The sequence below is a fragment of the Enterococcus sp. MSG3299 genome (assembly GCF_050555765.1).
In the GTDB taxonomy this organism is placed as follows: Bacteria; Bacillota; Bacilli; order Lactobacillales; family Enterococcaceae; genus Enterococcus; species Enterococcus faecalis.
Window position 1 is genome coordinate 415783 of sequence record NZ_CP187869.1, and the last position, 22079, is coordinate 437861.

Sequence of the window (22079 nt, forward strand, 5' to 3'; positions counted from 1 at the left end):
GTAAATTGTCGTTTGGAAACTGAAGCAAGTTCGATTATTGCTTCAGTTTTCGCTTTCCATAAAAGGAGGTTTTCATATGAAATCAACGAAACCCACTGTTTCGTTCGCTGAAAGTTTAGGCATTTTGATTGCCTTGTTAGCGATTCTCGGGTACTTAATTATTGGTCAAAAATTAACCCCTCACATACCGATTCTTTTTGTATTCATGTTGTTGTTGCTTTATGGCAAATGGAAAGGATTTTCTTGGGATGAAATCCACGAAGGCATTGTGGAAGGGATTAAACCAGGAATCATTCCGATTATTATTTTCTTGTTGATAGGTGTCTTAGTTGCTACTTGGATCTTGTCTGGGACGATTCCAACAATTATGGTCTATGGTTTTAAAATTATCTCAGTGAAGTTCTTCTTACCAACCGTTTTTGTGGTCTGTGCACTAGTTGGTGTGACAGTAGGGAGCTCCTTTACAACTGTTTCAACTATGGGGATTGCCTTTCTAGGTATTGGACATATTCTTGGATTCGACAATGCGATGACAGCTGGCGCAGTTGTTTCAGGTGCCTTTTTAGGGAACAACATTTCACCGTTATCTGATACAACAAACTTAGCTGCTGGAATTGGTGGCGTGAACCTTTTTGAACATATACTAAACATGATGTACACTGTTATTCCGGCGTTTATTATTTCGATTGTCGGCTATATCTTCTTGGGGCATCAATCTGGTTCAGCGGATTTACAATCGGTTGATGCAATGGTCCAAACGTTACATCAAGGATTCTGGATTTCACCGATTACATTGTTGCCAGTAGCGGTTTTATTCTTATTCGCCTGGAAAAAGGTACCGGCTATTCCAACGTTACTAGTCGGCTCTACAGTGGCGGTCATCTTAGCTTTTATAAATGATCATCACCTAAGTTTAGCGAAAGTTTCTACCATCTTAATGAGTGGTTATGTGGCAGATACAGGGGACCAAAGTATTGATACACTTTTATCTCGTGGTGGGATTGAAAGCATGTTAGGTTCTGCTGCGTTGATTATTTTGGCATTAGGTTTGGGCGGCTTGTTGATTAAGTTTAACATCGTGGCTACTTTAATTGATAAAATTAAAGGCTATGTGAATAATCCAGCTAAATTAATCGCTTTAACTGCTTTAAGTTCTGTGGGAATTAACTTACTAGTTGGCGAACAATATTTGTCAATTATTTTACCAGGGGAAACATTTAAATCCTCATTTACTCGTTTAGGTATTGATAAAAAATATTTAACTCGTACTTTGGCAGATGCTGGGGCGGCAGTCAACTCGTTAATTCCTTGGGGAGTTAGTGGTACCTTCATTATGGGAACGTTAAAAGTTGGTGCACTAGAATACTTACCATATGCCTTTTTCCCATTGCTTTGTCCTATTATCACTGTCATTTTGGGGATATTCTTAAAAAAACAACAAGGGGAAAACAAAAAAGCACCAGGGACTAACGTTGAATTGTGAGTTTTTTCAGATAATTAAACAATTGGTTACGATTGAACCTCAGTGTATCTACTGATTGGTTCAATCGTTTTTTCGTCACAGATTTTTTACAATTCTTCATATAATCTTTGAAGCTCCTTAAAGGCAATTTAATTATTCTAAGTTATGATACAAAGGATCAATCAAATAGGTGGATGAACGTGGTGTTAAACTCATAGAGACTAACAGTAGTTTATTCTTGCTCAATGTTGAGGTGTAGGTTCGAATCCTACCGTCCACTTTCTGTTATTTAAACCAACTTAGAACGAAACACAAACAAGTGACGGATACACATGATTAAGGTACAATAAGGGTAGGGAAAACAAGGAGGAATTCTTATGAAAAAGATAGGGCTTATTTCTAGTGCTTTTCTTTTAACCCTTGCTTTAGCAGCATGTGGCGGCGGAAAAAGTACAGAAAATACGGATAGTCGTTCCAGTGCTGCGGAAAGTACCACAGTCGAGAGTACAAAAGCATCTGCTACAAAAGAATCAAGTAGCAAAGCAGCAACAAAATCTAGTGATGCGAAACCGTCAGGAACAACAACAGCTGATTCGAAAGCAACAGCTTCTTCTACGAAGGAAGCGGCAAATAATGGCTCAGCAGAAAAACAATCACCAGCGAAAAATGCGAATCCAGATGACCAAGCCAAGCAAGTGCTTAACCAGCTAGCAAACATGTTTCCTAGTCAAGGCTTACCGCAGGCAATTTTAACGAGTCAAACGAATAACTTTTTAACTGCAGCGACAACATCACAAGCGGATCAAAACAATTTCCGTGTTTTATATTATGCAGAAAAAGAAGCGATTCCAGTGAATGATGCACGTGTTAATCAGTTAACGCCAATTAGTTCTTTTGAGAAAAAAACATATGGCTCTGATGCTGAAGCAAAAAATGCAGTGAACCAAATCATTGACAATGGCGGTCAACCAGTAGATTTAGGTTACAATATTACTGGGTATAAACAAGGGGCGGCAGGTTCTAGTTACTTATCTTGGCAAGAAGGCAATTGGAGTTTAGTCGTACGGGCCTCAAATATCAATGGGGAATCGCCTGATGATTTAGCGAAAAATGTTGTCAACATTTTGGAACAAGAAACATTACCAGCACCGAATACCGTTGGTCAAATCACACTGAACGTGGCAGGAACCACTGACTATAATCGCAACTCAGTAGTTTGGCAAGCCGGTACAGTCGTTTACTCTATCCACCATTTTGACCCAATTCAAGCAGTGAAGATGGCAACATCGATTTAAATAATAAAAAGAAAGCGTGCGACAATGGACATTGGCGCACGCTTTCTTTTTATTATTTTTGTTCTGTATAACCTTGTGACTCCACCAATTCTTGGCTTTTCTTCATGCTGATTCCCTTAGAAGAATCTCCATCAATCTGGATACCATCCACTTTTTTGGCTTTATCATAATCAAGTTTTTCATAATTAATCGTCAATTTTTCGATGGCTTGTTTGTCCTCATAGGTCAGTTTGTAATCAAGCCCTTTGATGTCCTCATATTGTTTAGAAACGGGTTCCAACGCTGTTTTTGCCTCTTCTTTTGTAATCCCCAATTTGTCATAAGAAACAATGTTTTTAGCCGTTTGCGTTAAGACTTTATCTCCTTGGTACGTATAGGTTAAGGTGGAATCAATCCCATCTTGTGGCGAACCTACAAAGGTTTTTGTCTCTATTTTTGAACCGCAACTTGCAAGAAAGAATACCCCAATAAAAATTAAAAATACGCGTAAAAATTTTTTCATTTCTAGATAACCTCCTTTAGCTGTTTATTCTTGACTGTAACATAACATGGCAAATAATTACTGTTAAGTAGAAAGCTTGTGAGAAGTCCAGCAAATAAAAAACTTGCCTCTTCTCATAAAAATGAAGAGGCAAGTTTTTTATTTAGTAATATCACTTAAATCTGGTTGTGAGTGAGCCAACCGACTGGCAGCTGCAGCCGCAATTGCGCCCACGATATCATCCAAGAATGTGTGGACATGTTCGCCATCATGCGCATTTAACTCTTTTAAAATGCCTGGTTTTACCTTGTCGATATACCCATAGTTCGTAAAACCGATAGATCCATAAACATTTACAATGGAGAGCGCCATAATTTCATCAATGCCATAAAGCCCTTCATCTTCCGTTAAAATTTCTTGTAACGGTGAAAGTAGCTTGTTTTCTTCCGCCAGAATATCCAGTTGGACACCTGTAATAATCGCGTTGTGTACTTCACGCTTTGTTAACACGGCATCAACACTTTCTAAACAAGTATCTAATGTTAAATTGTCAATATAATCTTTTTGTAAAAATAACACAAGTTCAGCTAAATCATTCATTGTTACGCCACGTTCTTGCAATAAACGACGTGCGCTATTTTCTAACGTATCTCCTTGGATTACCATTTTTTGTCCTCCTAATTTCTGCTTTAGTTGAAGTTCTTCTTTCATGGTACCAAAAAGAACGATAAAGGGGAATTAGAATCTATTTTGGTAGAGAATAATTTAGTTGAAGTGTTATTTTTAGTTAAAAATTACTAAGCGTTCGGTTGTAACGATGCCATCACTTGTTTTAATTGTGTCACTGATTTTTGGAAGAGTTCTTTTTCAGCGGCATTCAGATTCAATTCAATAATGTCAGTCACACCTTGATTGCCAACGACTGCAGGAATCCCTGTAAATACATCTTGTTGCCCATATTGCCCATCTAAGTAAGCTGAGACAGGTAAAATAGCTTGTTCATTATTTAAAATGGCTTTAACAATGCGTGCAGTACTCATACCAATCCCATAATAGGTCGCTTGTTTGCGATCGATAATTTCATAAGCTGTATTTTTCACTTTATCAGAAATGATTGGTAAATCGTCACTAGTTAAGCGCTCTGTCGTATCCACAATTTCTAAAATAGGTTTGGTACCAATCATGGTATGAGACCAGACAGCCACTTCAGAATCCCCGTGTTCGCCAATAATATAGCCGTGAACATTGCGTGGATCAATCGCTAAACGTTGAGACAGTTCTTTGCGGAAACGAGTTGTGTCCAAAGTTGTACCAGTTCCAATTACTCTTGAAACAGGTAAACCAGAAGCTTGCCAAGCCACATAAGTCAGTACATCGACAGGATTTGAGGCAATCACTAAAATTCCATCAAAACCAGATTTCATGATATTGTTAACAATTGTTTTCATAATTTCTGCATTGATTGAAACCAAATCTAGACGACTTTGCCCAGGTTTTTGATTAGCACCAGCTGTAATCACGACGATATCGGCATCTTGGCAGTCTTGATAGTCGCCAGCCCAGACGTTTACATTTTCTTGACCCCAAGACACACCATCTAATAAGTCAATTGCTTCGCCTTCAGATTTGGCTTTGTCAATATCAACTAAGATTAATTCATTCGCAATCCCTTGGTTGATCATGGAATAGGCGATACTTGTGCCAACAAAACCAGTACCAATAATTGCGACTTTTTTGTTAAATACTTTCATCGTTCATCTCTTCTTTCTGTAATATTTCTTTCTTAGTGAATTATATCACGAACTTTTTAGGTGTGGTTATACCAATCTGTAATAGTCTTTATTAACAATTTAAATAAGGGAAGCGTGCTTTTTTTGTTATGATAAGAGTAGGAAAATAGAGGAGATAAGGAGGCAAAATGACAACGACAACAGTGTATTATGCAAGCAATAATGAAAAACAGCCGAACCGTTTTCAACTAGTTATCGGTAGCTGTAGCTATGAACTTCCAAAAATAGAAATCTACGAAATTCTGGAATGTATCGCTTCAGCATATGGCTATCAAAAAGAACCATTCATTGAAGAACAAACAGAATGTTTTGTTAAAGGCAACCGTTGTATACATGTTTCCCAACAAGCGACGACGTTGACTTTTGTTGTGAATGATCTGCGTTTAGTAATGGAAAAACAATGCCGAAATCACGAAGAAGTCTTTCAAGAAGTCAATCATATTTTATTGAATATTTTTGAGGAGACCCCTTGTGTTTTTCTCGAAAAGTAGGAAAGAAGGATTAAGATGAAACAGGTGAAAATAACAACTACCTCAGACTTGATTAATGGCGGCTGCAATGCCTGTCCGAATGTGAAGTGTACGAATTATCTTGTTCATGTAGAAGATGAAACAATTGCGTTAGAAACGCTAACCGTTGCAGATTTAGTAACTTTATTAGCACTCAAAGAAGGGTTTCGTCAAAAATTAGTTATGGAAATGTTCGAAGAATATACGATGTTTGAAAGGGAAACTCATCAAGTTGTATTTAAGGAAGAGGAGACGAGAATTCTTTTTCAATCAAAAAAACAGACCATTCAAAGCACTCTTTTGTCTAAAGAGCCACAACAAGTGTTCCAAGAAACCCAGCAAATTTTACACCAACTATTTGAGTTAGAACCTTTTGAATTTGAATTGGTAGAAGAAACTGATGAATAAAAAACAGGAAAACGATTTAGCGAAAGCTAAGTCGTTCTCCTGTTTTTTAGGCTTGTCGTTCACGAATTTTTTCAACGATTCGGTTATAAACTTCAGAGAAGGAAGTATTGGCATGGTGATCGGTCTGGACAATGAAAATTTTTCGAGAAGCAAAGGACTGATCAATTGGTTGCCAAGGGATCTCATCGGAAATAGATAATCGAGAAACAATTGATTGCCCAATGTTATTTTTTAGCAATTGTAACAGGACTTCGTTGTTGTTTAATTCGATAATTGGTAAGTTGATGCTGTGTTCGTTGAGATAAAGCTCATTGAAAAAACGTAAGCCAGAGTTCTTTTCTCTTAAGAGCCAAAATTTTGAAGCGGCATCTCCTGCTAGAACTAGTTGATCTTCATAAACAATTTCTTTGTGTAGATTTTTGGTTTCAATGGGTTTTTCAATTAGTCCAATGTGGGCATGATTATTTTGAACCATATCCACGACTTCGTTTGAATTCATCAGTTGAATCGAAAAGTTGATGAGTGGAAAAGCGGTAACCAAACTCTCCATAATATCTGGCAATAAATAAATAGCAACTGTATTTGAAGAGGCTATAATGCAGTCTTCTTTAAAATTCTCTTTTTCTGCAGCTTGCGCAAAAGAAGTAGTTAAGCTTTCAATAATCGAGAGCATTTTTGGATATAAAAAATCAGCTTCTTTGGTTGGAATAACCGATTGTTTTCCATTACGATAGAACAGCTTGATCGAAAAGTGTTGCTCTAATTTCTTGATTTGCAAAGAAACAGTTGGCTGAGAAATATACAATTGTTTGGCCGCCGCACTAAAATTTTTGGTTTCATACACAGCAATAAATGTTTTGATCCATTCGAACATAAAATCGCCTCTTTCTATTTACTATCTTAATAGTTGGTATTGCAAATATTTATTTTACAAATATAAATATTTCATTTAGTATAATAACATACTTTTGATTAATATCAATAATAATAAATAAAGACGGAGTGTGACTACATAATGGTAGAAAGTGCGAAAAAATTCTTGCGGAAAGTCCCGATTCCCATTTGCGGACTAATTTTAGGGATGGTTTCTTTGGGGAATTTACTTTATTCCTTGGGATATGCAACAATTGGGACCATTTATTGTGTACTTGGCAGTCTCTTAATGATTTTAGTTATTTTAAAAATTATTTTTACAATGAAACATGCATTAAGCACCTTAGATGATCCAATTATTGCTTCGGTATCACCAACATTTACAATGGCTTTAATGGTTATCTGTGTTTTCTTAGATCGGATATTTACCAATGCTGCTTGGATTAACGTGTTGTGGATTGGCGCAGTGATTTTACATTTTATTTTAATGATTTATTTTGTAGCGGTGCATATTTTTCCAACAAAAATCGAACTGGAACATATTTATCCAAGCTGGTTTATTACGTTTGTCGGCATTGGCGTTATTCCTAATACTTCTCAATTGTTTATCAATGAGTTGGGAAAAATTGTTTTTTGGGTAGCGTTGTTCTTTTATTTACTCTTGTTACCAATTTTAATCAAGAGAATTACGAAGTCGAAAGAAATGCCTGAATCGACCATTCCTTTATTGACGATTATGACAGCGCCAGGTTCGTTATGTTTAGCTGGCTATATTTCAATGGGTGGTCATTTGTATATGCCATTAGTTGTTTTCTTGCTAATTTTATCTCAATGTATTTATGGGATTGTAGTAGTAAATCTATATAAAATTATGCAAGTGACATTCTATCCAAGTTATGCTGCCTTTACATTCCCATTAGTGATTTCTGCGACAGCATTAGTCAAAGTTAAACCTTTATTTGCAGAAAAGGTAGGCCTAACGAGTCTGTTAAATATTTTGTCTACTTTTGAACTCTTATTAGCTGTGGCTATTGTAAGTTATGTGTTCATTCGATATTGCATTTTTTTATTCCAAAGAGAAAATAACACGAAAAAAGTGGAATTAAATTAAAAAAGAGAGGAAGCAAAGAGGTGAAGAAACTATTAATTACTGGAGGAGCTGGCTTTATTGGTTCTAATTTGGCTAATTTTTATAGTCAACAGTATCAAGTTTTTGTGATTGATGATTTGTCCATGGGGCGAGTGTCAAATTTGCAACAAACTGAGCAGTTGGTTTTTATTAAAGGAAGTGTGACGGATCAGCAATTATTGGACGAAGTACTTTCAAAGCATTCGTTTGAGTATATCTTTCATCTTGCGGCCGTGGCAAGCGTGGCAAGTTCTGTGGCACAGCCTCTAGAGACACATGAGGTCAATTTTTTAAGTGTATTGAAAATATTGGAATCAATAAAAAAATATCAAAAAGAGCTCAAACGTTTTGTTTTTGCTTCGTCGGCAGCCGTTTACGGTGCAGAGCCAACGTTGCCTAAAAGAGAAACTTCGGTGATTTGCCCTTTGAGTCCCTATGCTATTGATAAGTTTGCTGCTGAACGTTATGTTCTCAATGAATACCATTTACACGGGGTACCCACGAGCGCAGTTCGCTTCTTTAATGTCTATGGTCCCAATCAAAATCCTGCTTCACCCTATTCTGGTGTCCTGTCCATTTTGATGGATCGTTATATCCAGTTAGAACAAGGGCAAGCGAGCCAATTTCAAATATTTGGAGATGGTCAGCAAACACGTGACTTTATCTACATTGATGATGTCTTAACTGCGTTAAATTTAGTAGCAACCAAAAGTGAAGCGTTGGGACATGTTTATAATGTGGGTACCGAAGTTGCCATTTCCCTTAATCAATTAATTGAAGAAATGAACCAATTAGTGGGACTTTCTTTGCCAGTTTCTTATCAAAAGGAACGAGATGGCGATATAAAATATTCTCTTTCAGATAGTTCTGCTTTGAAAGGCTTAGGTTTTTCACCCGTTTATTCAATTCAAGAAGGACTTCAAAAATATCTTAAGTTTACCCATAATACCCAAAATAGATAAAAAAAGACGAGACTTATTTGTTAAGTCTCGCCTTTTTTTGTGCAAATGTTTCGCCCCAATGGCAAAGTGAAGAGAGGGCATCGTAAAGAGCATATCCTTCCGGAGTGAGCGTATATTCCACACGAGGGGGCAGTTCGTTAAAGGATTCTCGATGGACTAGGCCATCTTTTTCCATTTCTCTCAAGCGATCTGTCAGGACGCGCTGAGTGATTCCGTCGAGCGCACGCATCAATTCACCGTTGCGCTTGGTTCCTTGGAATAATTCATCCATTAATGATAATTTCCATTTGCCGTTAATGGTGGAAAGGGCTAAGTTGATACTGGTTTGTTTATCAGTTGTCATAGTTTCTCCTTGTGACACGTAATGGTTACTTTTTTCTTCCTAGGTGAATAAAAAGTGCGTACTTTTTTTCTCCATCATAGTGAGTAATAATAACTATGTCAAGTAAGGTAAGAGGAAGGAAGAAGAAATATGATGTATCAAGATGTTGTTCGCAGCCGCCGCTCAGTTCGGGATTTTATGCCAGATGTTGAGATTCCTAAAGAGGAATTAATGGCCATAATTGAGGAAGCGATGTTCGCGCCAAATAGTACCAATTTAAATTCATGGCGTTTTTTAATTGTCACAGAAAAAGAACAAAAAGAGGCCCTTTACGAAGTTTCGATGCAACAACCAGCAGTTAAAGGGGCAGCGGCGGTGATTATTTTATTAGGTGATTTGACTGCTTATACAGTGGCCAATGCAGATGAAGTCAGTGCTAAAGCTGTCGCACAAGGAACGATGACGGAAGAAATTCGTCAAGGAATTAATGAAAATGTTTCTTGGTACTATGATGTTAGCGAAGAACAAAAAAGAGAGTGGCTAATGTTAGACCAAGGCTTAGTTGCAATGCAGCTGATGCTTTCTGCAAAAGATCGAGGCTATGATACTGTGGCGATGTCTGGTTTTGAAACAGAAGCGGTTCGCAAGTTATTTAATATTGAGGATCATTTAGTGAACGGACTGATTATTCCGATTGGCAAAGCTCAAACACCCGGCTTTGAAACAGTCCGACGAGATGTTTCAGAAGTAGTAACTTGGTTAGATTAAAAAGCTAAACAGTTCTGCAATTGCTGTTTATTAGATTTTGAGCGTGGAACAAACATCCAAAGTGATTGTTGTCCCACGTTCTTTTTTTGTTGATCATCCGCTTTTGAGAATGGCCAGAGAAGACGTTTAGTGAACCAATTTTGAAAGAAAGTGATACACTAGAAGAAAAAGAAGTGGGGCGACCTTATGCGTTATGTCATAATGCAGTCACGAGATATTCGTGAAAATTTAGCAACGGAAGATTATCTATTAAACACTCTCTCTTTTGAAGAGCCCTTAGTGTTGTTCTATATTCAGGAACCCTGTGTTATTTTAGGCCGAAATCAAAATGCTTATGAAGAAATTGACTTAGCTTATGCTAGAGAGAAGGGAATCGTTATTACTCGCCGTTTATCGGGTGGGGGTGCTGTTTATGATGATCTCGGGAATGTCAGCTTTAGTTTTGTTGTTCAGGAAGGACATCAAGCTTTTGGGGATTTTAAAGCGTTCACTAAACCAATTATTGAAGCATTACGTAAAATGGGCGCAACGGGGGCCGAGATTAGCGGTCGCAATGATTTATTAATTGATGGGAAAAAATTTTCTGGCAATGCCATGTATACAAAAAAGGGGAAGATGTATACTCATGGTACCTTGATGTATGATGTTGATTTGGCAGAAGTTCAACGTGTCTTAACTGTTTCTAAGAAAAAAATTGAATCAAAAGGGACAAAATCTGTTCGGGGACGCGTAACCAATTTACGGCCGTACTTAGACGAAAAATATCAACAATTAACCATTGAGGAATTTCGCAATCGTTTACTGATGGAGCTCTTTGATGTCGAATCTCTAACTGAAATTGCGGAGAAAGAATATGTCCTAACTAAAGCAGATCAACAGGAAATTAGGAAATTGGTCGCTGAAGTGTATGGCAATGAAGCTTGGATTTTTGGTGAAGCGCCTAAATTTACGATCAAAAAAGAAGAAAAGTTTAAAGGCGGCATTGTGGATGCACGTTTGACTGTTGAAAAAGGTAAAATAATTGAGTTAACGATTTATGGTGATTACTTTGCCAAAAAAGAAACAGCGGAAATCGTTGCAGCTTTATTAGGTGTGGACTATCAGTATTCATCAATTTGGCAAGCATTAGCAGCGTTTAACTTTGAAGACTACTTTGTAAATATCACCAAAGAAGAATTTGTTCATTTATTGGTGGATTAATAAACGTGCTGGGACAAAAGTTAAAGAATCTTTTGTCCCAGCACGTTTATTTAATGATGGTTGGCTCTTGCTAGAAAAATTTCCCATGAACGTCCCAATTGCCAGTATCTTTGGCTTTTTTCAATGTTTGCATTCGACGGAAGCCAACAGGATGATCGGATAAGAAGTTACTCAACTTAAGCCAGATGGTATCATCATGTAAATCAATACTGTGAAAGTATTCTTCTAAATCCACACGACTGCCCATGTATTTTCCTGAAAATAAATAAATCATGCTTAAAGCACCTTCTTCTGCGTAGTATAAACCTGCGCGATCAGCGGTATATTCTTGCGTTCTTGTAAAACTTTTATCTAACGCAACTGGTTTTAAAATAATGGATAACATTAGCCGCCATAAATTAGTGTGCCCACATTTATGGTGTCCTAGCTCGTGTGCCAAAATAAAGCGAATCAGCGAAAAATCGCCTGTATTGTACGCGATGTCCAACAAATCACTGTGAATGACAACATAGCGTCTGTGTAAAGAGCATTTTGCCGCAAAAGCGTTTAAGACACCATTCCCGTTGATTAAATAAAGACGTGGCATCCTTAATTTTTTAGTGCCAAAGCCCATTTCTTTTGCCAAATCAATATACAAGGAATAAATTTCTGGTAACTGATTTTCTGTAATTTCCACTCCGTTAGAAGCAGTATCCATGTACATATAACGAATGGTAAAAAAAGCAATGACTGGCGCAATTGGTGCAATTAAGACAATTAATAACCAGTCAGGAATCGGCAAATCACTCAATATCAATAAAGCGACTAACCCCAATGCGAAAAACAATAAAACAAAACCAATGATAATCATTGGTAATTCAAAACGATAACGTAACTTAGCAACAGAAATTTCTTTCTTTTTTTCCTGCGGTTGACACATAAACATTCCTCCCCAAACATTTCCCAAACACTTTTTCAAATAAAATGACTTATCTGTTACTTCTAATATACCATTGGTTAATCGATAATGACAATGGTGGGAACTTGAATAAAGGTAATTATATCAAGTGATTAATGAAAGGGACTCGTTGTACGCAGGGAATTGGTCTACCTTGATTAAATAAAATTTTAATAATCTAACTGTTTTAGACGTAATAAAGTAGTTTCTGGAGTTAATTTTTTAATAACATACAAACGCAAAATTGCATGTTCAATTTTTTGTTCTTCTGGCGATAGCGCCGAATTTATATAGGATAACTTCTCGATTAAATAGGTTAAAAATGAGCCAGCACCTTGGCTGCCCACTAAAAAGCCCATTTCTTCCGTTTCGGTTAATTGTTGTTTTTTTAAGTGGTAAATTTCTTGTGCAAGTGCCCCCAAGATAATGATTTCATCCGTTTGCTTGTTCAAATTCGTTAGTAAGTCGCTTTTTGTTGCTACTGTAACAGTTTCCATTGCACTCATCCTTTGCTTTTATATGATACATCTAGTATAACATGGTCTCACTTTTTTTTATTTTTCCTCTTGCTCTGGTACGCGTTTCATAAGGTAATCTAGGTGTATCAAAATATTGGAGGGCATGAAAATGAATGTTATAGTGGAGATAAGCGATAGACTTGGTATGGATTACTATTTTGTCTCGGTGACTACGACGGCCAAAAGTCTGCAGTTAAATAGTCCCAAAAAATACTATAAGATTTGGCATCAAGAAATTCCGTACCATCAGATAACGGAGTGGCACTTGACACAGCAGGAGGATATTCAGGAAATTTCTTTTGCTTGGCAGGAGACCTTTTATCGTTTTGTTGATTACGGGACAGGGATTGTGCCTTATTTAACTCAATTTTGTAAAGTAATGAGGTGAAAGTATGACAACAATTCGAGAAATTGCGCGCCTTTCAGGATCTTCAGTTACGACTGTTTCGCGTGTGATTAATCATCATCCGTATGTTTCTGAAGAAAAACGACTGAAAATCCAAGCAATTATCGATGAGTTGGGCTATAAGCCCAATATATTAGCGAGAAATCTTAGCTTTGGGAAAAGTAATACATTAGGTGTCATGGTTCCTTATACGAATCAACCTTATTTTGATGCTATTTTAAGTGGGATTATCCACCAAGCATTTCAGCAAGGGATGATGGTTAGTTTATTACCAACGGATTATGATAAAGAAGTTGAAAAAAGTTACTTGGAAAAAATGGCCACGGGTGCGTTTGATGGCATGATTGTTTTGTCAAAGGCAAATCCTTTAAGTGTGTTTGCTCCGTATAAAGAGCAAGTTGTTTTTTGTGAAAAAATAGAAGACCCTAGTTATGCTAGTATCTATATCGATCGTTTAACCGTTTATCGGCGGGTTTTCCAAGCGTTGAAACAACAAGGATGTAGTGAAGTGGCAATTACGATTAACCGTGCACCAGAAAAAAGTACAAGCGCACGCTATTTAGTTGACGCATATCAGGAAATTTATGGAGCGATTCCTGAAAATCGGTTATTTAAGGACTGTTTAACCTATGAAGATGGGTGTGAAGTAGGACGACACTGTGGGCAAGATTCAACGCTCCAGGCGGTTGTGACCAACGGTGATGAAATTGCCGCAGGGATTCAAGCCGTTATTGAAAGACCACTCTTTTTAGTGGGACAGGAACAAACTTTATTAAGTGAAATTTTAAATTTTTCAACAATCTGTCATCCATTAATGGAATTAGGGGAAAAAGCCACACATTTATTTCAAGAAAAACGGCCGAAAACGATTCAATTGACTTCTACATTTATTAATCGACAACCAGATTTTTCTTTTTCTTAGAAAAAAGCTGGTTGTTTTTTCTTTGGTAGAATAAGGTTTTTCACTAAAAAATAAAAAAACTTACAAAAAGTAAGGCAAAAAACTTTGCTTACTTTTAGTAAGGTAGTATAGTAAGCATGTAAACAAAATTAAATGAATTTACTGAGGAAATTCGAAAGGATGAACATGTTATGTCAAAATTTACTGAAATGATGAAAAACCGTCGTTCAATCTATGCTTTAGGAGAAAATTTACCAATTTCAAAAGAAGAAGTAACTGCTTTAGTAAAAGAAGTTGTTAGAGAAAGTCCAACAGCTTTTAACTCTCAAACACAACGTGTTGTGTTCTTATTCGGCGATGCTCACAAAAAATTATGGGCAATGACTGAAGATGCCTTAAAACCATTAACTCCAGCAGAAGCATTTCCAAACACACAAGCTAAATTACAAGGTTTTGCAGCTGGTGCGGGCACAATTTTATTCTTTGAAGATACAGATATCGTGAAAAACTTACAAGATAGCTTCCCATTATATGCGGATAACTTTCCTGTTTGGTCTGAACAAGCAACTGGTTTAACACAAGCGAACGTTTGGACTGCCTTAGCGCAAGAAAATATTGGCGCAAACTTACAACACTACAACCCAGTCATTGACGAAGCGGTTGCTGCAGAATGGTCAATTCCTGCAAACTGGAATTTACGTGCACAAATGGTCATTGGTTCCATTGAAGCGCCAGCTGGCGAAAAAGAATACATGGAAGATAGTGCTCGTTTTAAAGAATTCAACTAAATCATTGCTTTAGTAAAATGAAGAGGAGAGGAGTGAAAGCAAATGGTTCAAGCATTACCAAGTAATATTGGGATTCAACAAGTCACTTTGAAAGTGGCTGATTTAGATAAAATGGTAAACTTTTATACGAAAACAATTGGCTTAAAACTTTTAAAACAAGGAGAGGGACGTGCTTGGCTAGCGCCACAAGGCACCAACGATGCAATTCTTGTCTTAAAAGAACTAACAGCTGGGGAAGAAAATCAGGGTACCACTGGCTTGTACCATATTGCTTTCCTGCTACCAACCCGCAAAGATTTAGGCAATATGTTGCTGTGGCTTTTGCAGGAAAATGTACAAATTGGCGCAGCAGATCATGGCTATAGTGAAGCCCTTTACTTAAGTGATCCAGAAAATAATGGCATCGAAATTTATTGGGATAAACCAGAAGAAGTCTGGGATATTCGTCCAAATGGTGAAATTATCGGTGTGACAGAAGAATTAGACGGTGATAGTTTAGCTGCAGAAGCTGACGGTCACTGGCTAGGAATTTCCGAAGGTTCTAAAATTGGGCACATTCATTTGAAAGTGGCCGATTTAGATACCACTGAAACGTTCTATAAAAACTTAGGGTTTGGCTTAAAGTCTAACTTTGGTCAACAAGCGAAGTTTTTTGCAGCGGGTCAGTACCATCATCATATTGGGACAAATACATGGAGCGGCAAACAGCTGCCAACGATGCAAGAAAATCAATTTGGCTTAGAAAATTACACCTTCCGTTTACCAACTGCGGCAGATTTAGAGATAGTCCAAGCCAATGCGGAAGAAGCAAAGTTACATTTTATTGCCAAAGATCATTTACTTGCGTTAGAAGATCCTAGCGGCATGATTATTCAATTTACCTATTAAAACCACTCTCAAACTAGCCCTTCGTTAGAAAATGAAGGACTAGTTTTTTTGTCTTTTTTTGCATTGTTTTGCATTTATTTGCAAAATTATGCAAAAGGTGCTATCTTTACTTAGAAGAGGTGAGGAAGCATGTTGATTGAAGAACGTTTAGCCAAGATTCAAAAAATAGTGAATGAACAAAAAAGTATTTCCATGGAAGCGTTAGCGGAGCAAGTCTCCGTTTCAAAAGATACTATTCGGCGAGATTTAATTCGTTTAGAAAAGGAAGGACATTTAAAGAGAACGCACGGTGGCGCTATCTCAGTGCAGTCTGAAGCAACTATTTACGATTATGCTCAACGAATAGTGAAGCATCCAGAGAAAAAACAAGCGATTGCCCAAAAAGTTTGGGCAAATATTCCCAAACAAGCGTCCATTTTTTTTGATTCATCAACCACGGTGGAAGCAGCTATTCGAGCGATGGAAAATAGTCCGATTCACGCGATCACGAACTCTCTCAGTCATGCGCTACTTCTAGCGCAAATGGATCAGACAAAAATTACAGTATTACCTGGGCAACTGCATAAACAACAACTCTTTTTGTTTGGGGCAGAAACAGTCGCTAAGGTTGGGGAATTTGCCCCCGACTATACATTATTAGGTGTGTTTGCGTTATCTGAACAAGGATTATTTATTCACACAGAAGAAGAAGGTCAAGTCAAACGGCGAATGATTCAACAAGGCAAACAAGTCATTGCCTTAGCAGACCAAACGAAATTAAACAAAACGGGTTTATTTAAAATTTGCGAATTAACAGAAATTGATTGTTTAGTGACAGATGCACGACCTGATGAAAAATTCTGTGAGCAGTTAGCGCAAGCAGGCGTAACGTTGATTGTCGCAGATGAATAATGGAGGATAATAATGAAGCGAAAAATTAATTATACACATATTGCTGAACCTACTGTTTTTGAGAATGTTTTTCCAACGTATTTGACGAATGAAACGATGATGGCGCGTAAGCAGAAAGTATTACAACGAATGGAAACAGAAAAATTCGATCAATTGGTCTTCTATGCAGACAAAGAGCATGGCAGTAATTTTGAATACTTAACTGGCTTTATTCCAAGGTTTGAAGAAGGACTTCTTGTGTTAAATAAGGATGGTATGGCGACACTTATTTTAGGCAATGAAAATTTAAAACTGTGCCAACATGCACGCATCTCAGCTGATTTAATTCATTATCCAGCTTTTTCACTACCTAATCAACCAATGGCTGGGGAACAAAAGTTGTCGCAGATTTTTGAAACGCTTCTCGATGAAACTGCTCAAAAAATAGGTATCGTTGGTTGGAAAATGTTTACAACACAACAGCAAGAACCTGCTACTATGTTTGATGTGCCACATTTTATTGTCGAAGCACTGAAAAAAGCGCTGCCGAAAGAAGCTCGTTTACTAAATGGGACCCACTTATTGATTGGAGCAAAGGGGGCCCGCACAACAAATAATGCCAACGAATTGGCGCACTATGAATATGGGGCGAATTTGGCTTCTCGCAGTATGTTAAAGGCCTTAAATGCAATTGAAATAGGACAGCGTGAAACGGACATTGGGGCTTTGTTAAATGATGAAGGTCAAACGCCGACGGTAGTAACCATTGCGGCAACTGGTCAACGTTTTGAATATGCAAACATGTATCCGACTGCCAAAGAAATTCAGTTAGGTGATGCCTTATCATTAACTACAGGCTACAAAGGCGGCTTGTCTAGCCGAACAGGTTTTGTTATTGAAAACGAGCAGCAATTGCCAGAAGCGCAACGTGATTATTTAGAGCGCGTAGCAAAACCCTATTTTCAAGCTGTCGTTCACTGGCTTGAAACCATTCGAATCGGACTGTTAGGGCGAGAAATGTACCAAGCGATTGAAGAACAGTTACCAAAAGAAATCTATCACTGGCATTTGAATCCTGGGCATTTAGTTTCGGATGATGAATGGATGTCGTCGCCTATTTATCCAGATTCAGCCATTCGCTTGGAAAGTGGCATGCTCTTTCAAGTGGATATTATTCCTTCTGTACCTGGTTATACAGGGGTGAGTGCAGAAGAATGTGTGGCTTTGGCTGATGAAACACTGCAAAAAGAGATTCAGCAAACTTATCCAGACATGTGGCAACGGATTGCGACACGCAAAGCCTATTTAAAGGAGACATTAAAGATCGATTTACCATCGGAGGTTTTACCAATGTCTAATTTAGTTGGTTACTTACGGCCTTTTTATCTAGCTAAAGACAAAGCTTTGTGTGTAGAAAAACCAGCTCCTAAATGAGTAGGTCCCTTTTTTTGAGTTTCTTTTGGGTCCTATTTATAATCAATATAGCGAAGGAAGAACACCAGAAGAGAGGCGTGATGGTAAATGCACTATCCTGAACATCTGAAAAAAGCAGTTTTAGCTAAAGCGAAAGACTTACCATTAGAAGGTTTTGTGGAAGGGCAAGGCCCGCAACAGCCAAAAGTGATGCTGATTGGGGAAGCACCTGGAAAAGAAGAAATTAAAGAAAACGTACCATTTATAGGGCGTTCAGGTCAATTGTTGATGGAACAATTACAACAAGTTGGCTTAAGTCGTGAAACGGTGTATATCACCAGTGCGGTTAGGAGTCGGCCTTTTTCTGTAAAAACGAAGCAGATTGCAAAAACGGGAGAAAGAGTAACCAAATTTCCTAATCGAACGCCAACCAAAGAAGAAATCAAAATTTTTGCGCCTTTGCTTGATTGGGAAATCGCTGTTTGCCAACCTGAACTAATTTTGACACTGGGGAATATTGGGTTGCAACGACTTTTAGGACCAAAGCCAACAATCACTGCAGTGCACGGAACGGTCATTCAGTCGCCCATTCAAACATTTGATGAGCAATCACAAAACTATCATTGGACGCAGAAAACCTATCAAATCATTCCACTCTTCCATCCAGCGGCTGTCTTTTATAATTATCGTTTAAAAGAAGTCGTGAAAGAAGATTGGCAAGTGGTTCAAAAACAACTGCAACTGCTTAAGAAAGTTTAAAATGAGAAAAATAAAAGGATGGTTGTTTTTTCGAAGAGAGAATGCTACCCTAGAAGTATCAATAAATAGACAGATTATTTAATCGCTGGGTTGAATAATTGAAGGATTCTGATTTTTGCGTAAGCCTTGAAGCAAAAAGAATGAGTCCTTTTTTTGTTAGAAGGAGATTTGGGTATGGAGCAAACACAGCAAAACCATTTTACTGCGTTGTTTTATAAAAATGTTCTGTTAGGAATTTTAAGTATGGCGGCGCAATCAATTTTTATTTTGGCGGACACATTTTTCATTGCAAATGGGATCGGCACCGAGGCGTTGGCGGGGCTTAACATTGTCTTACCACTCGTTAATATTATTAATGGATTAGGTTGGATGTTTGGGGTTGGCGGCGCTACGTTGTTTTCGACCACGGTTGCGCAAAAAGAAATCAAAAAAGCCAATCAGTATTTTAGTTTAACGATTGGGTTAGTTTTCGTTATAGGGAGTCTCTTTACTTTAGTGAGCTTGATTTTTTCCGATCAAATTATTCGGGGACTTCAGGGGACCGGTGTCTTGTTTGGTTTGGCAAAGGAATATTATATGATTTACCTTAGCTGTTCATTATTATTTATTTTAAACAATTGCCTGATTACTTTTTTAAGAAATGACCATAATCCTCGTTTGGCAACGATTGCTTTTGTCAGTGGGGGAATTGTCAATATTATTTTGGACTATGTCTTTATTTATCAATTTGGGTGGGGCATGGCAGGTGCGGCCATTGCAACGGTGATGTCACCTTTAACAAGCTTAATACTGATTACGTTGCATAAGTGGTCGCCGCAACGAGTTTTACGTTTTGAAAAGTTTAAAGTGAAATTTCAGGATGTTCGAGAAATTATGTCGATTGGTTTTTCTTCCTTTTTAAATGAATTTTCTTCGGCCTTTGTCATGTTTTTATTTAATATTGTTTTGTTAAACTTAGTTGGTCATGTGGCGATTTCAGCTTATGCGATTGTTGCCAACCTCAATATTATTGTGATTGCCATTTTTACAGGGATTGGGCAAGGGGCGCAACCATTACTCAGCAGATATTATGGTTTAGGGGAAACGAAGGTGTTGCGTAAATTTGTTAAACTTAGCTTTATTACGTACTTGGTCGCCGGCTTCCTGTTCTTTTTAATCAGCCAAGTGTTTACGGGACAAATTATTGAGGTCTTTAATAGCGAAGGGAACGACCAGTTGGCGCAAATTGCTAGGACAGCCATCCGCTTATATGCGATTTCCTTCTTGTTTACAGGATTGAATTTTATGGGGATTTATTACTTTTCGGCAGTTCGTAAACCGAAAATGGCGCTAATGATTTCCTCTTTGCGTGGATTCTTTTTAATTGTGCCAGTTTTATTTATTTTGGTGAAATTACTAGGATTAACCGGTGTTTGGCTAGCCATGCCCGTAGTTGAATTTGTTACGTTTGGACTAATGCTTGTGGGCTACCTTGCATATCGAAACTATTTGAAAAAAAGAGAAGCAGTAACCTGATGTTGGTTACTGCTTCTTTTTTGCTTAGTTTACATAGTTTTCAGTTAAAGTCATGAATTGTTCCACATCTTTTAGGACTTGATCAATGCCGGCTTGCCAGAAATCAGGTTTTGTTAAGTCAACATTTAAATGTTTTTTCGCTAATTCTTCGCTTGTCATCGAAGCAGTGTCTCTTAATAACGCAATGTATTGGTCTTCAAAAGAGCTGCCTTGTTGATTAGCATACGCATAGATACCCATGCTGAATAGATAGCCAAAAGTATATGGGAAATTATAGAAAGGCACATCATCAATAAAGAAGTGCAATTTGCTCGCCCAGAAATGAGGATGATAACTGCCAAGACTATCTTTGTAGCTTTCTTTTTGCGCCGCTAACATTAATTCAGTAATATCTTCTTCCGCTACTAAACCTTTTTGGCGCGCTTGATAAAAATTATTTTCAAAGATAAAACGCGCATGAATGTTCATAAACATGGCAATGGCATTTTGCATTTTTGTGTCTAAAAGGTTAATCTTTTCAACGTCTGATTTGGCCTCTTTTAAGGTGGCGTCAGCAACAATCAATTCTGCAAAGGTACTAGCCGTTTCTGCTACGTTCATGGCATACTCTCGATTCAATGAAGGTAAATCCCACATCACGCTACTATGGAAAGCGTGACCTAATTCATGGGCTAAAGTAGCTACTTCGTTGATTGAATTGCCAAAGGTCATGAAAATCCGTGACTCTTGTGTTTCAGGTAATTCTGTACAATAACCCCCAGGACGTTTGCCTGGACGATCTTCAGCTTCAATCCAACTTTTTTCAAAAGCCATCTGGGCAAAATCAGCCATTTTCGGACTGAATTTACGGAAATTTTCTAAAATAAAGGCAGCGGCTTGATCAAAGGAATACGTTTTTTCTTCTAAATCACCTAAAATAATTGGTGCATCTTGGTCTTGCCAATCCATTTTTTCTTTGCCGAATAATTGCGCTTTGCGCGTTAGAAAGTCGACGAATGGTTGTTTATTTTTTTGGATGGTTTCCCACATAACCGTTAATGTTTCTTGACTCATTCGATTATAGTTTAAGGGATTTTCTAAATAATCTGTAGTGCCATGCAATTTGTAATCAGATAAACGGAACCCATCTAAGTGATTTAGGGTGTCTGCTAAAATTGAAGCTTTGCCACTCCAAGCTTTCTCCCAGGCTGTAAACAAACGTTGACGAACCTCTTTGTCAGGATCTCCCATCATGCGGTTAAAGGCTTGGCCTGCAGATAGTTCTGTCACAGAGCCATCTTTTTCTTCAAAAGGAATCACAATGGAAGCAACAATCGTATCGTAATGTGTACTCCAAGCATTTAAACCATCTAGAGAAAGCGTATTGATGATATTTTCTTCTTGTTCGGAAAGCAGTTTTTTTCCATCACGGCGTAATTCATTTAAGCGAAAAGCCATTGTTTTAAACGGTTCTTCGGCTAACAGGGCTTGCCAATGTTCTGCTGAAATCTCGGTGATTTTTTTAGTAAAAATGGTTTCAGCTAATTGAATCGCTGGCAACAGATTGTATAAATCGCCTGATAAAATTTTGGCCTTGGTATCATTAGTATTAGCAGAAATTAAAGCAGTTAAAAAACTATTACATTGTGAAAAGCCATTTGAGATTTTCCCTTGTAACGTTAAGATTTCAGCAAATTGTTCTTTGCCTTGGGCACTTTCTGGTGTCCATTCTGTGATTAATTGATGGTACTCTTTCGTTTGTTCGGTTAATTGAGTCATTCGTTGGCTAAGTTCTTTGGACTCGCTCCCATTGGGGAAAATACTGTCTAAATCCCATGTAATAGAATAGGTCATATCCAATCCTTCTTTCATTTTTTTCTTTTCAGTATATCATAAGACCTAAGAG

24 protein-coding genes are annotated in these 22079 nt (G+C 37.6%); 16 read left to right on the top strand and 8 right to left on the bottom strand.

The genetic code is table 11. The features are described from left to right. The first annotated feature begins 76 nt into the window (after nt 1-76). Together nhaC and IGL23_RS02195 are read left to right on the top strand one after the other, a co-directional pair. Nucleotides 77-1483, top strand: a complete 1407-nt coding sequence (gene nhaC, locus IGL23_RS02190; RefSeq protein ID WP_002363118.1) for a Na+/H+ antiporter NhaC — start codon at nt 77-79, stop codon at nt 1481-1483. A gap of 356 nt (nt 1484-1839) precedes the next feature. Next, entirely contained in the window at nt 1840-2757 is a 918-nt protein-coding gene (locus tag IGL23_RS02195; RefSeq protein WP_016634002.1) for a hypothetical protein, read from the top strand. 52 nt (nt 2758-2809) lie between these two features. Here the strand turns inward: IGL23_RS02195 and IGL23_RS02200 are convergent, their stop codons facing one another. The 3 genes from IGL23_RS02200 to IGL23_RS02210 all read right to left on the bottom strand — a co-directional run bounded on the left by IGL23_RS02200 (nt 2810) and on the right by IGL23_RS02210 (nt 4989). Then, the gene (locus IGL23_RS02200) at nt 2810-3259 is read right to left on the bottom strand and encodes a YehR family lipoprotein (protein ID WP_002355456.1); all 450 of its coding nucleotides are present in this window, start codon (nt 3257-3259) and stop codon (nt 2810-2812) included. Between the two features lie 138 nt (nt 3260-3397). Further along, on the bottom strand, nt 3398-3904 hold the full coding sequence (locus IGL23_RS02205) for a phosphatidylglycerophosphatase A family protein (protein WP_002355457.1): 507 nt from the start codon (nt 3902-3904) through the stop codon (nt 3398-3400). Between the two features lie 131 nt (nt 3905-4035). Next, nucleotides 4036-4989 (bottom strand): L-lactate dehydrogenase, encoded by a 954-nt coding sequence (locus IGL23_RS02210; protein ID WP_002358635.1) that lies wholly within the window; start codon nt 4987-4989, stop codon nt 4036-4038. 167 nt (nt 4990-5156) lie between these two features. Here IGL23_RS02210 and IGL23_RS02215 point away from each other — a divergent pair, with 167 nt between their 5' ends. Then, nucleotides 5157-5519, top strand: a complete 363-nt coding sequence (locus IGL23_RS02215; RefSeq protein ID WP_033594540.1) for a DUF4809 family protein — start codon at nt 5157-5159, stop codon at nt 5517-5519. Between the two features lie 15 nt (nt 5520-5534). Beyond that, a complete protein-coding gene (locus tag IGL23_RS02220; protein WP_002370887.1) occupies nt 5535-5945 on the top strand; it encodes a DUF4809 family protein in 411 nt (136 codons plus the stop codon). A 46-nt stretch (nt 5946-5991) separates the two neighbouring features. Here IGL23_RS02220 and IGL23_RS02225 read toward each other — a convergent pair whose 3' ends face one another. Next, nucleotides 5992-6819: a LysR family transcriptional regulator gene (locus tag IGL23_RS02225; protein ID WP_002355461.1), complete on the bottom strand. Its 828-nt coding sequence runs from the start codon at nt 6817-6819 to the stop codon at nt 5992-5994. 141 nt (nt 6820-6960) lie between these two features. On the opposite strand from IGL23_RS02225, the gene IGL23_RS02230 reads away from it, so the two are divergent. After that, nucleotides 6961-7929: a TDT family transporter gene (locus IGL23_RS02230; RefSeq protein WP_002355462.1), complete on the top strand. Its 969-nt coding sequence runs from the start codon at nt 6961-6963 to the stop codon at nt 7927-7929. A 20-nt stretch (nt 7930-7949) separates the two neighbouring features. Beyond that, nucleotides 7950-8909 carry a GDP-mannose 4,6-dehydratase gene (locus tag IGL23_RS02235; protein ID WP_033594542.1) on the top strand — a complete coding sequence of 320 codons (960 nt, stop codon included), beginning with the start codon at nt 7950-7952 and terminating at the stop codon, nt 8907-8909. Between the two features lie 13 nt (nt 8910-8922). Here the strand turns inward: IGL23_RS02235 and IGL23_RS02240 are convergent, their stop codons facing one another. Then, nucleotides 8923-9270 carry a winged helix-turn-helix transcriptional regulator gene (locus tag IGL23_RS02240; RefSeq protein ID WP_002355464.1) on the bottom strand — a complete coding sequence of 116 codons (348 nt, stop codon included), beginning with the start codon at nt 9268-9270 and terminating at the stop codon, nt 8923-8925. Nucleotides 9271-9381: 111 nt separating this feature from the next. On the opposite strand from IGL23_RS02240, the gene IGL23_RS02245 reads away from it, so the two are divergent. Further along, entirely contained in the window at nt 9382-9999 is a 618-nt protein-coding gene (locus tag IGL23_RS02245) for a nitroreductase family protein (RefSeq protein WP_033594544.1), read from the top strand. Between the two features lie 186 nt (nt 10000-10185). Continuing rightward, nucleotides 10186-11199: a lipoate--protein ligase gene (locus IGL23_RS02250; protein WP_033594546.1), complete on the top strand. Its 1014-nt coding sequence runs from the start codon at nt 10186-10188 to the stop codon at nt 11197-11199. 70 nt (nt 11200-11269) lie between these two features. On the opposite strand, the gene IGL23_RS02255 is transcribed toward IGL23_RS02250, so the two are convergent. Further along, entirely contained in the window at nt 11270-12124 is an 855-nt protein-coding gene (locus tag IGL23_RS02255) for a M48 family metallopeptidase (RefSeq protein ID WP_002403082.1), read from the bottom strand. A 182-nt stretch (nt 12125-12306) separates the two neighbouring features. Then, nucleotides 12307-12642 carry a hypothetical protein gene (locus IGL23_RS02260; RefSeq protein ID WP_033594548.1) on the bottom strand — a complete coding sequence of 112 codons (336 nt, stop codon included), beginning with the start codon at nt 12640-12642 and terminating at the stop codon, nt 12307-12309. Between the two features lie 115 nt (nt 12643-12757). Between IGL23_RS02260 and IGL23_RS02265 the strand changes: the two genes are divergently transcribed. The 8 genes from IGL23_RS02265 to IGL23_RS02300 all read left to right on the top strand — a co-directional run bounded on the left by IGL23_RS02265 (nt 12758) and on the right by IGL23_RS02300 (nt 20194). After that, nucleotides 12758-13042 (top strand): hypothetical protein, encoded by a 285-nt coding sequence (locus IGL23_RS02265; RefSeq protein ID WP_002366136.1) that lies wholly within the window; start codon nt 12758-12760, stop codon nt 13040-13042. A 4-nt stretch (nt 13043-13046) separates the two neighbouring features. Further along, a complete protein-coding gene (locus tag IGL23_RS02270; RefSeq protein ID WP_002366137.1) occupies nt 13047-13982 on the top strand; it encodes a LacI family DNA-binding transcriptional regulator in 936 nt (311 codons plus the stop codon). Nucleotides 13983-14152: 170 nt separating this feature from the next. Then, the gene (locus tag IGL23_RS02275; protein ID WP_002355475.1) at nt 14153-14749 is read left to right on the top strand and encodes a nitroreductase family protein; all 597 of its coding nucleotides are present in this window, start codon (nt 14153-14155) and stop codon (nt 14747-14749) included. A 42-nt stretch (nt 14750-14791) separates the two neighbouring features. After that, entirely contained in the window at nt 14792-15637 is an 846-nt protein-coding gene (locus tag IGL23_RS02280) for a VOC family protein (protein ID WP_033594550.1), read from the top strand. Between the two features lie 129 nt (nt 15638-15766). After that, nucleotides 15767-16528, top strand: coding sequence for a DeoR/GlpR family DNA-binding transcription regulator (locus IGL23_RS02285; protein WP_010825014.1), 762 nt, complete (start codon nt 15767-15769; stop codon nt 16526-16528). A gap of 12 nt (nt 16529-16540) precedes the next feature. Continuing rightward, complete coding sequence (locus tag IGL23_RS02290; RefSeq protein ID WP_033594552.1) at nt 16541-17941, top strand: M24 family metallopeptidase; 1401 nt, start codon at nt 16541-16543, stop codon at nt 17939-17941. A gap of 87 nt (nt 17942-18028) precedes the next feature. Further along, nucleotides 18029-18679 carry a uracil-DNA glycosylase gene (locus tag IGL23_RS02295; RefSeq protein WP_002355481.1) on the top strand — a complete coding sequence of 217 codons (651 nt, stop codon included), beginning with the start codon at nt 18029-18031 and terminating at the stop codon, nt 18677-18679. Nucleotides 18680-18853: 174 nt separating this feature from the next. Then, nucleotides 18854-20194, top strand: coding sequence for an MATE family efflux transporter (locus IGL23_RS02300; protein ID WP_002366141.1), 1341 nt, complete (start codon nt 18854-18856; stop codon nt 20192-20194). A gap of 24 nt (nt 20195-20218) precedes the next feature. Here IGL23_RS02300 and IGL23_RS02305 read toward each other — a convergent pair whose 3' ends face one another. Beyond that, entirely contained in the window at nt 20219-22045 is a 1827-nt protein-coding gene (locus IGL23_RS02305) for a M3 family oligoendopeptidase (RefSeq protein ID WP_002399760.1), read from the bottom strand. Nucleotides 22046-22079: the final 34 nt, after the last annotated feature.

Bases quoted from the DNA above. Each gene is read 5' to 3' on its own strand.
- nhaC (WP_002363118.1), top strand. From the start codon at position 77: ATGAAATCAACGAAACCCACTGTTTCGTTCGCTGAAAGTTTAGGCATT.
- IGL23_RS02195 (WP_016634002.1), top strand. From the start codon at position 1,840: ATGAAAAAGATAGGGCTTATTTCTAGTGCTTTTCTTTTAACCCTTGCT.
- IGL23_RS02200 (WP_002355456.1), bottom strand. From the start codon at position 3,259: ATGAAAAAATTTTTACGCGTATTTTTAATTTTTATTGGGGTATTCTTT.
- IGL23_RS02205 (WP_002355457.1), bottom strand. From the start codon at position 3,904: ATGGTAATCCAAGGAGATACGTTAGAAAATAGCGCACGTCGTTTATTG.
- IGL23_RS02210 (WP_002358635.1), bottom strand. From the start codon at position 4,989: ATGAAAGTATTTAACAAAAAAGTCGCAATTATTGGTACTGGTTTTGTT.
- IGL23_RS02215 (WP_033594540.1), top strand. From the start codon at position 5,157: ATGACAACGACAACAGTGTATTATGCAAGCAATAATGAAAAACAGCCG.
- IGL23_RS02220 (WP_002370887.1), top strand. From the start codon at position 5,535: ATGAAACAGGTGAAAATAACAACTACCTCAGACTTGATTAATGGCGGC.
- IGL23_RS02225 (WP_002355461.1), bottom strand. From the start codon at position 6,819: ATGTTCGAATGGATCAAAACATTTATTGCTGTGTATGAAACCAAAAAT.
- IGL23_RS02230 (WP_002355462.1), top strand. From the start codon at position 6,961: ATGGTAGAAAGTGCGAAAAAATTCTTGCGGAAAGTCCCGATTCCCATT.
- IGL23_RS02245 (WP_033594544.1), top strand. From the start codon at position 9,382: ATGATGTATCAAGATGTTGTTCGCAGCCGCCGCTCAGTTCGGGATTTT.
- IGL23_RS02250 (WP_033594546.1), top strand. From the start codon at position 10,186: ATGCGTTATGTCATAATGCAGTCACGAGATATTCGTGAAAATTTAGCA.
- IGL23_RS02255 (WP_002403082.1), bottom strand. From the start codon at position 12,124: ATGTTTATGTGTCAACCGCAGGAAAAAAAGAAAGAAATTTCTGTTGCT.
- IGL23_RS02260 (WP_033594548.1), bottom strand. From the start codon at position 12,642: ATGAGTGCAATGGAAACTGTTACAGTAGCAACAAAAAGCGACTTACTA.
- IGL23_RS02265 (WP_002366136.1), top strand. From the start codon at position 12,758: ATGAAAATGAATGTTATAGTGGAGATAAGCGATAGACTTGGTATGGAT.
- IGL23_RS02270 (WP_002366137.1), top strand. From the start codon at position 13,047: ATGACAACAATTCGAGAAATTGCGCGCCTTTCAGGATCTTCAGTTACG.
- IGL23_RS02275 (WP_002355475.1), top strand. From the start codon at position 14,153: ATGTCAAAATTTACTGAAATGATGAAAAACCGTCGTTCAATCTATGCT.
- IGL23_RS02280 (WP_033594550.1), top strand. From the start codon at position 14,792: ATGGTTCAAGCATTACCAAGTAATATTGGGATTCAACAAGTCACTTTG.
- IGL23_RS02285 (WP_010825014.1), top strand. From the start codon at position 15,767: ATGTTGATTGAAGAACGTTTAGCCAAGATTCAAAAAATAGTGAATGAA.
- IGL23_RS02290 (WP_033594552.1), top strand. From the start codon at position 16,541: ATGAAGCGAAAAATTAATTATACACATATTGCTGAACCTACTGTTTTT.
- IGL23_RS02295 (WP_002355481.1), top strand. From the start codon at position 18,029: ATGCACTATCCTGAACATCTGAAAAAAGCAGTTTTAGCTAAAGCGAAA.
- IGL23_RS02300 (WP_002366141.1), top strand. From the start codon at position 18,854: ATGGAGCAAACACAGCAAAACCATTTTACTGCGTTGTTTTATAAAAAT.
- IGL23_RS02305 (WP_002399760.1), bottom strand. From the start codon at position 22,045: ATGAAAGAAGGATTGGATATGACCTATTCTATTACATGGGATTTAGAC.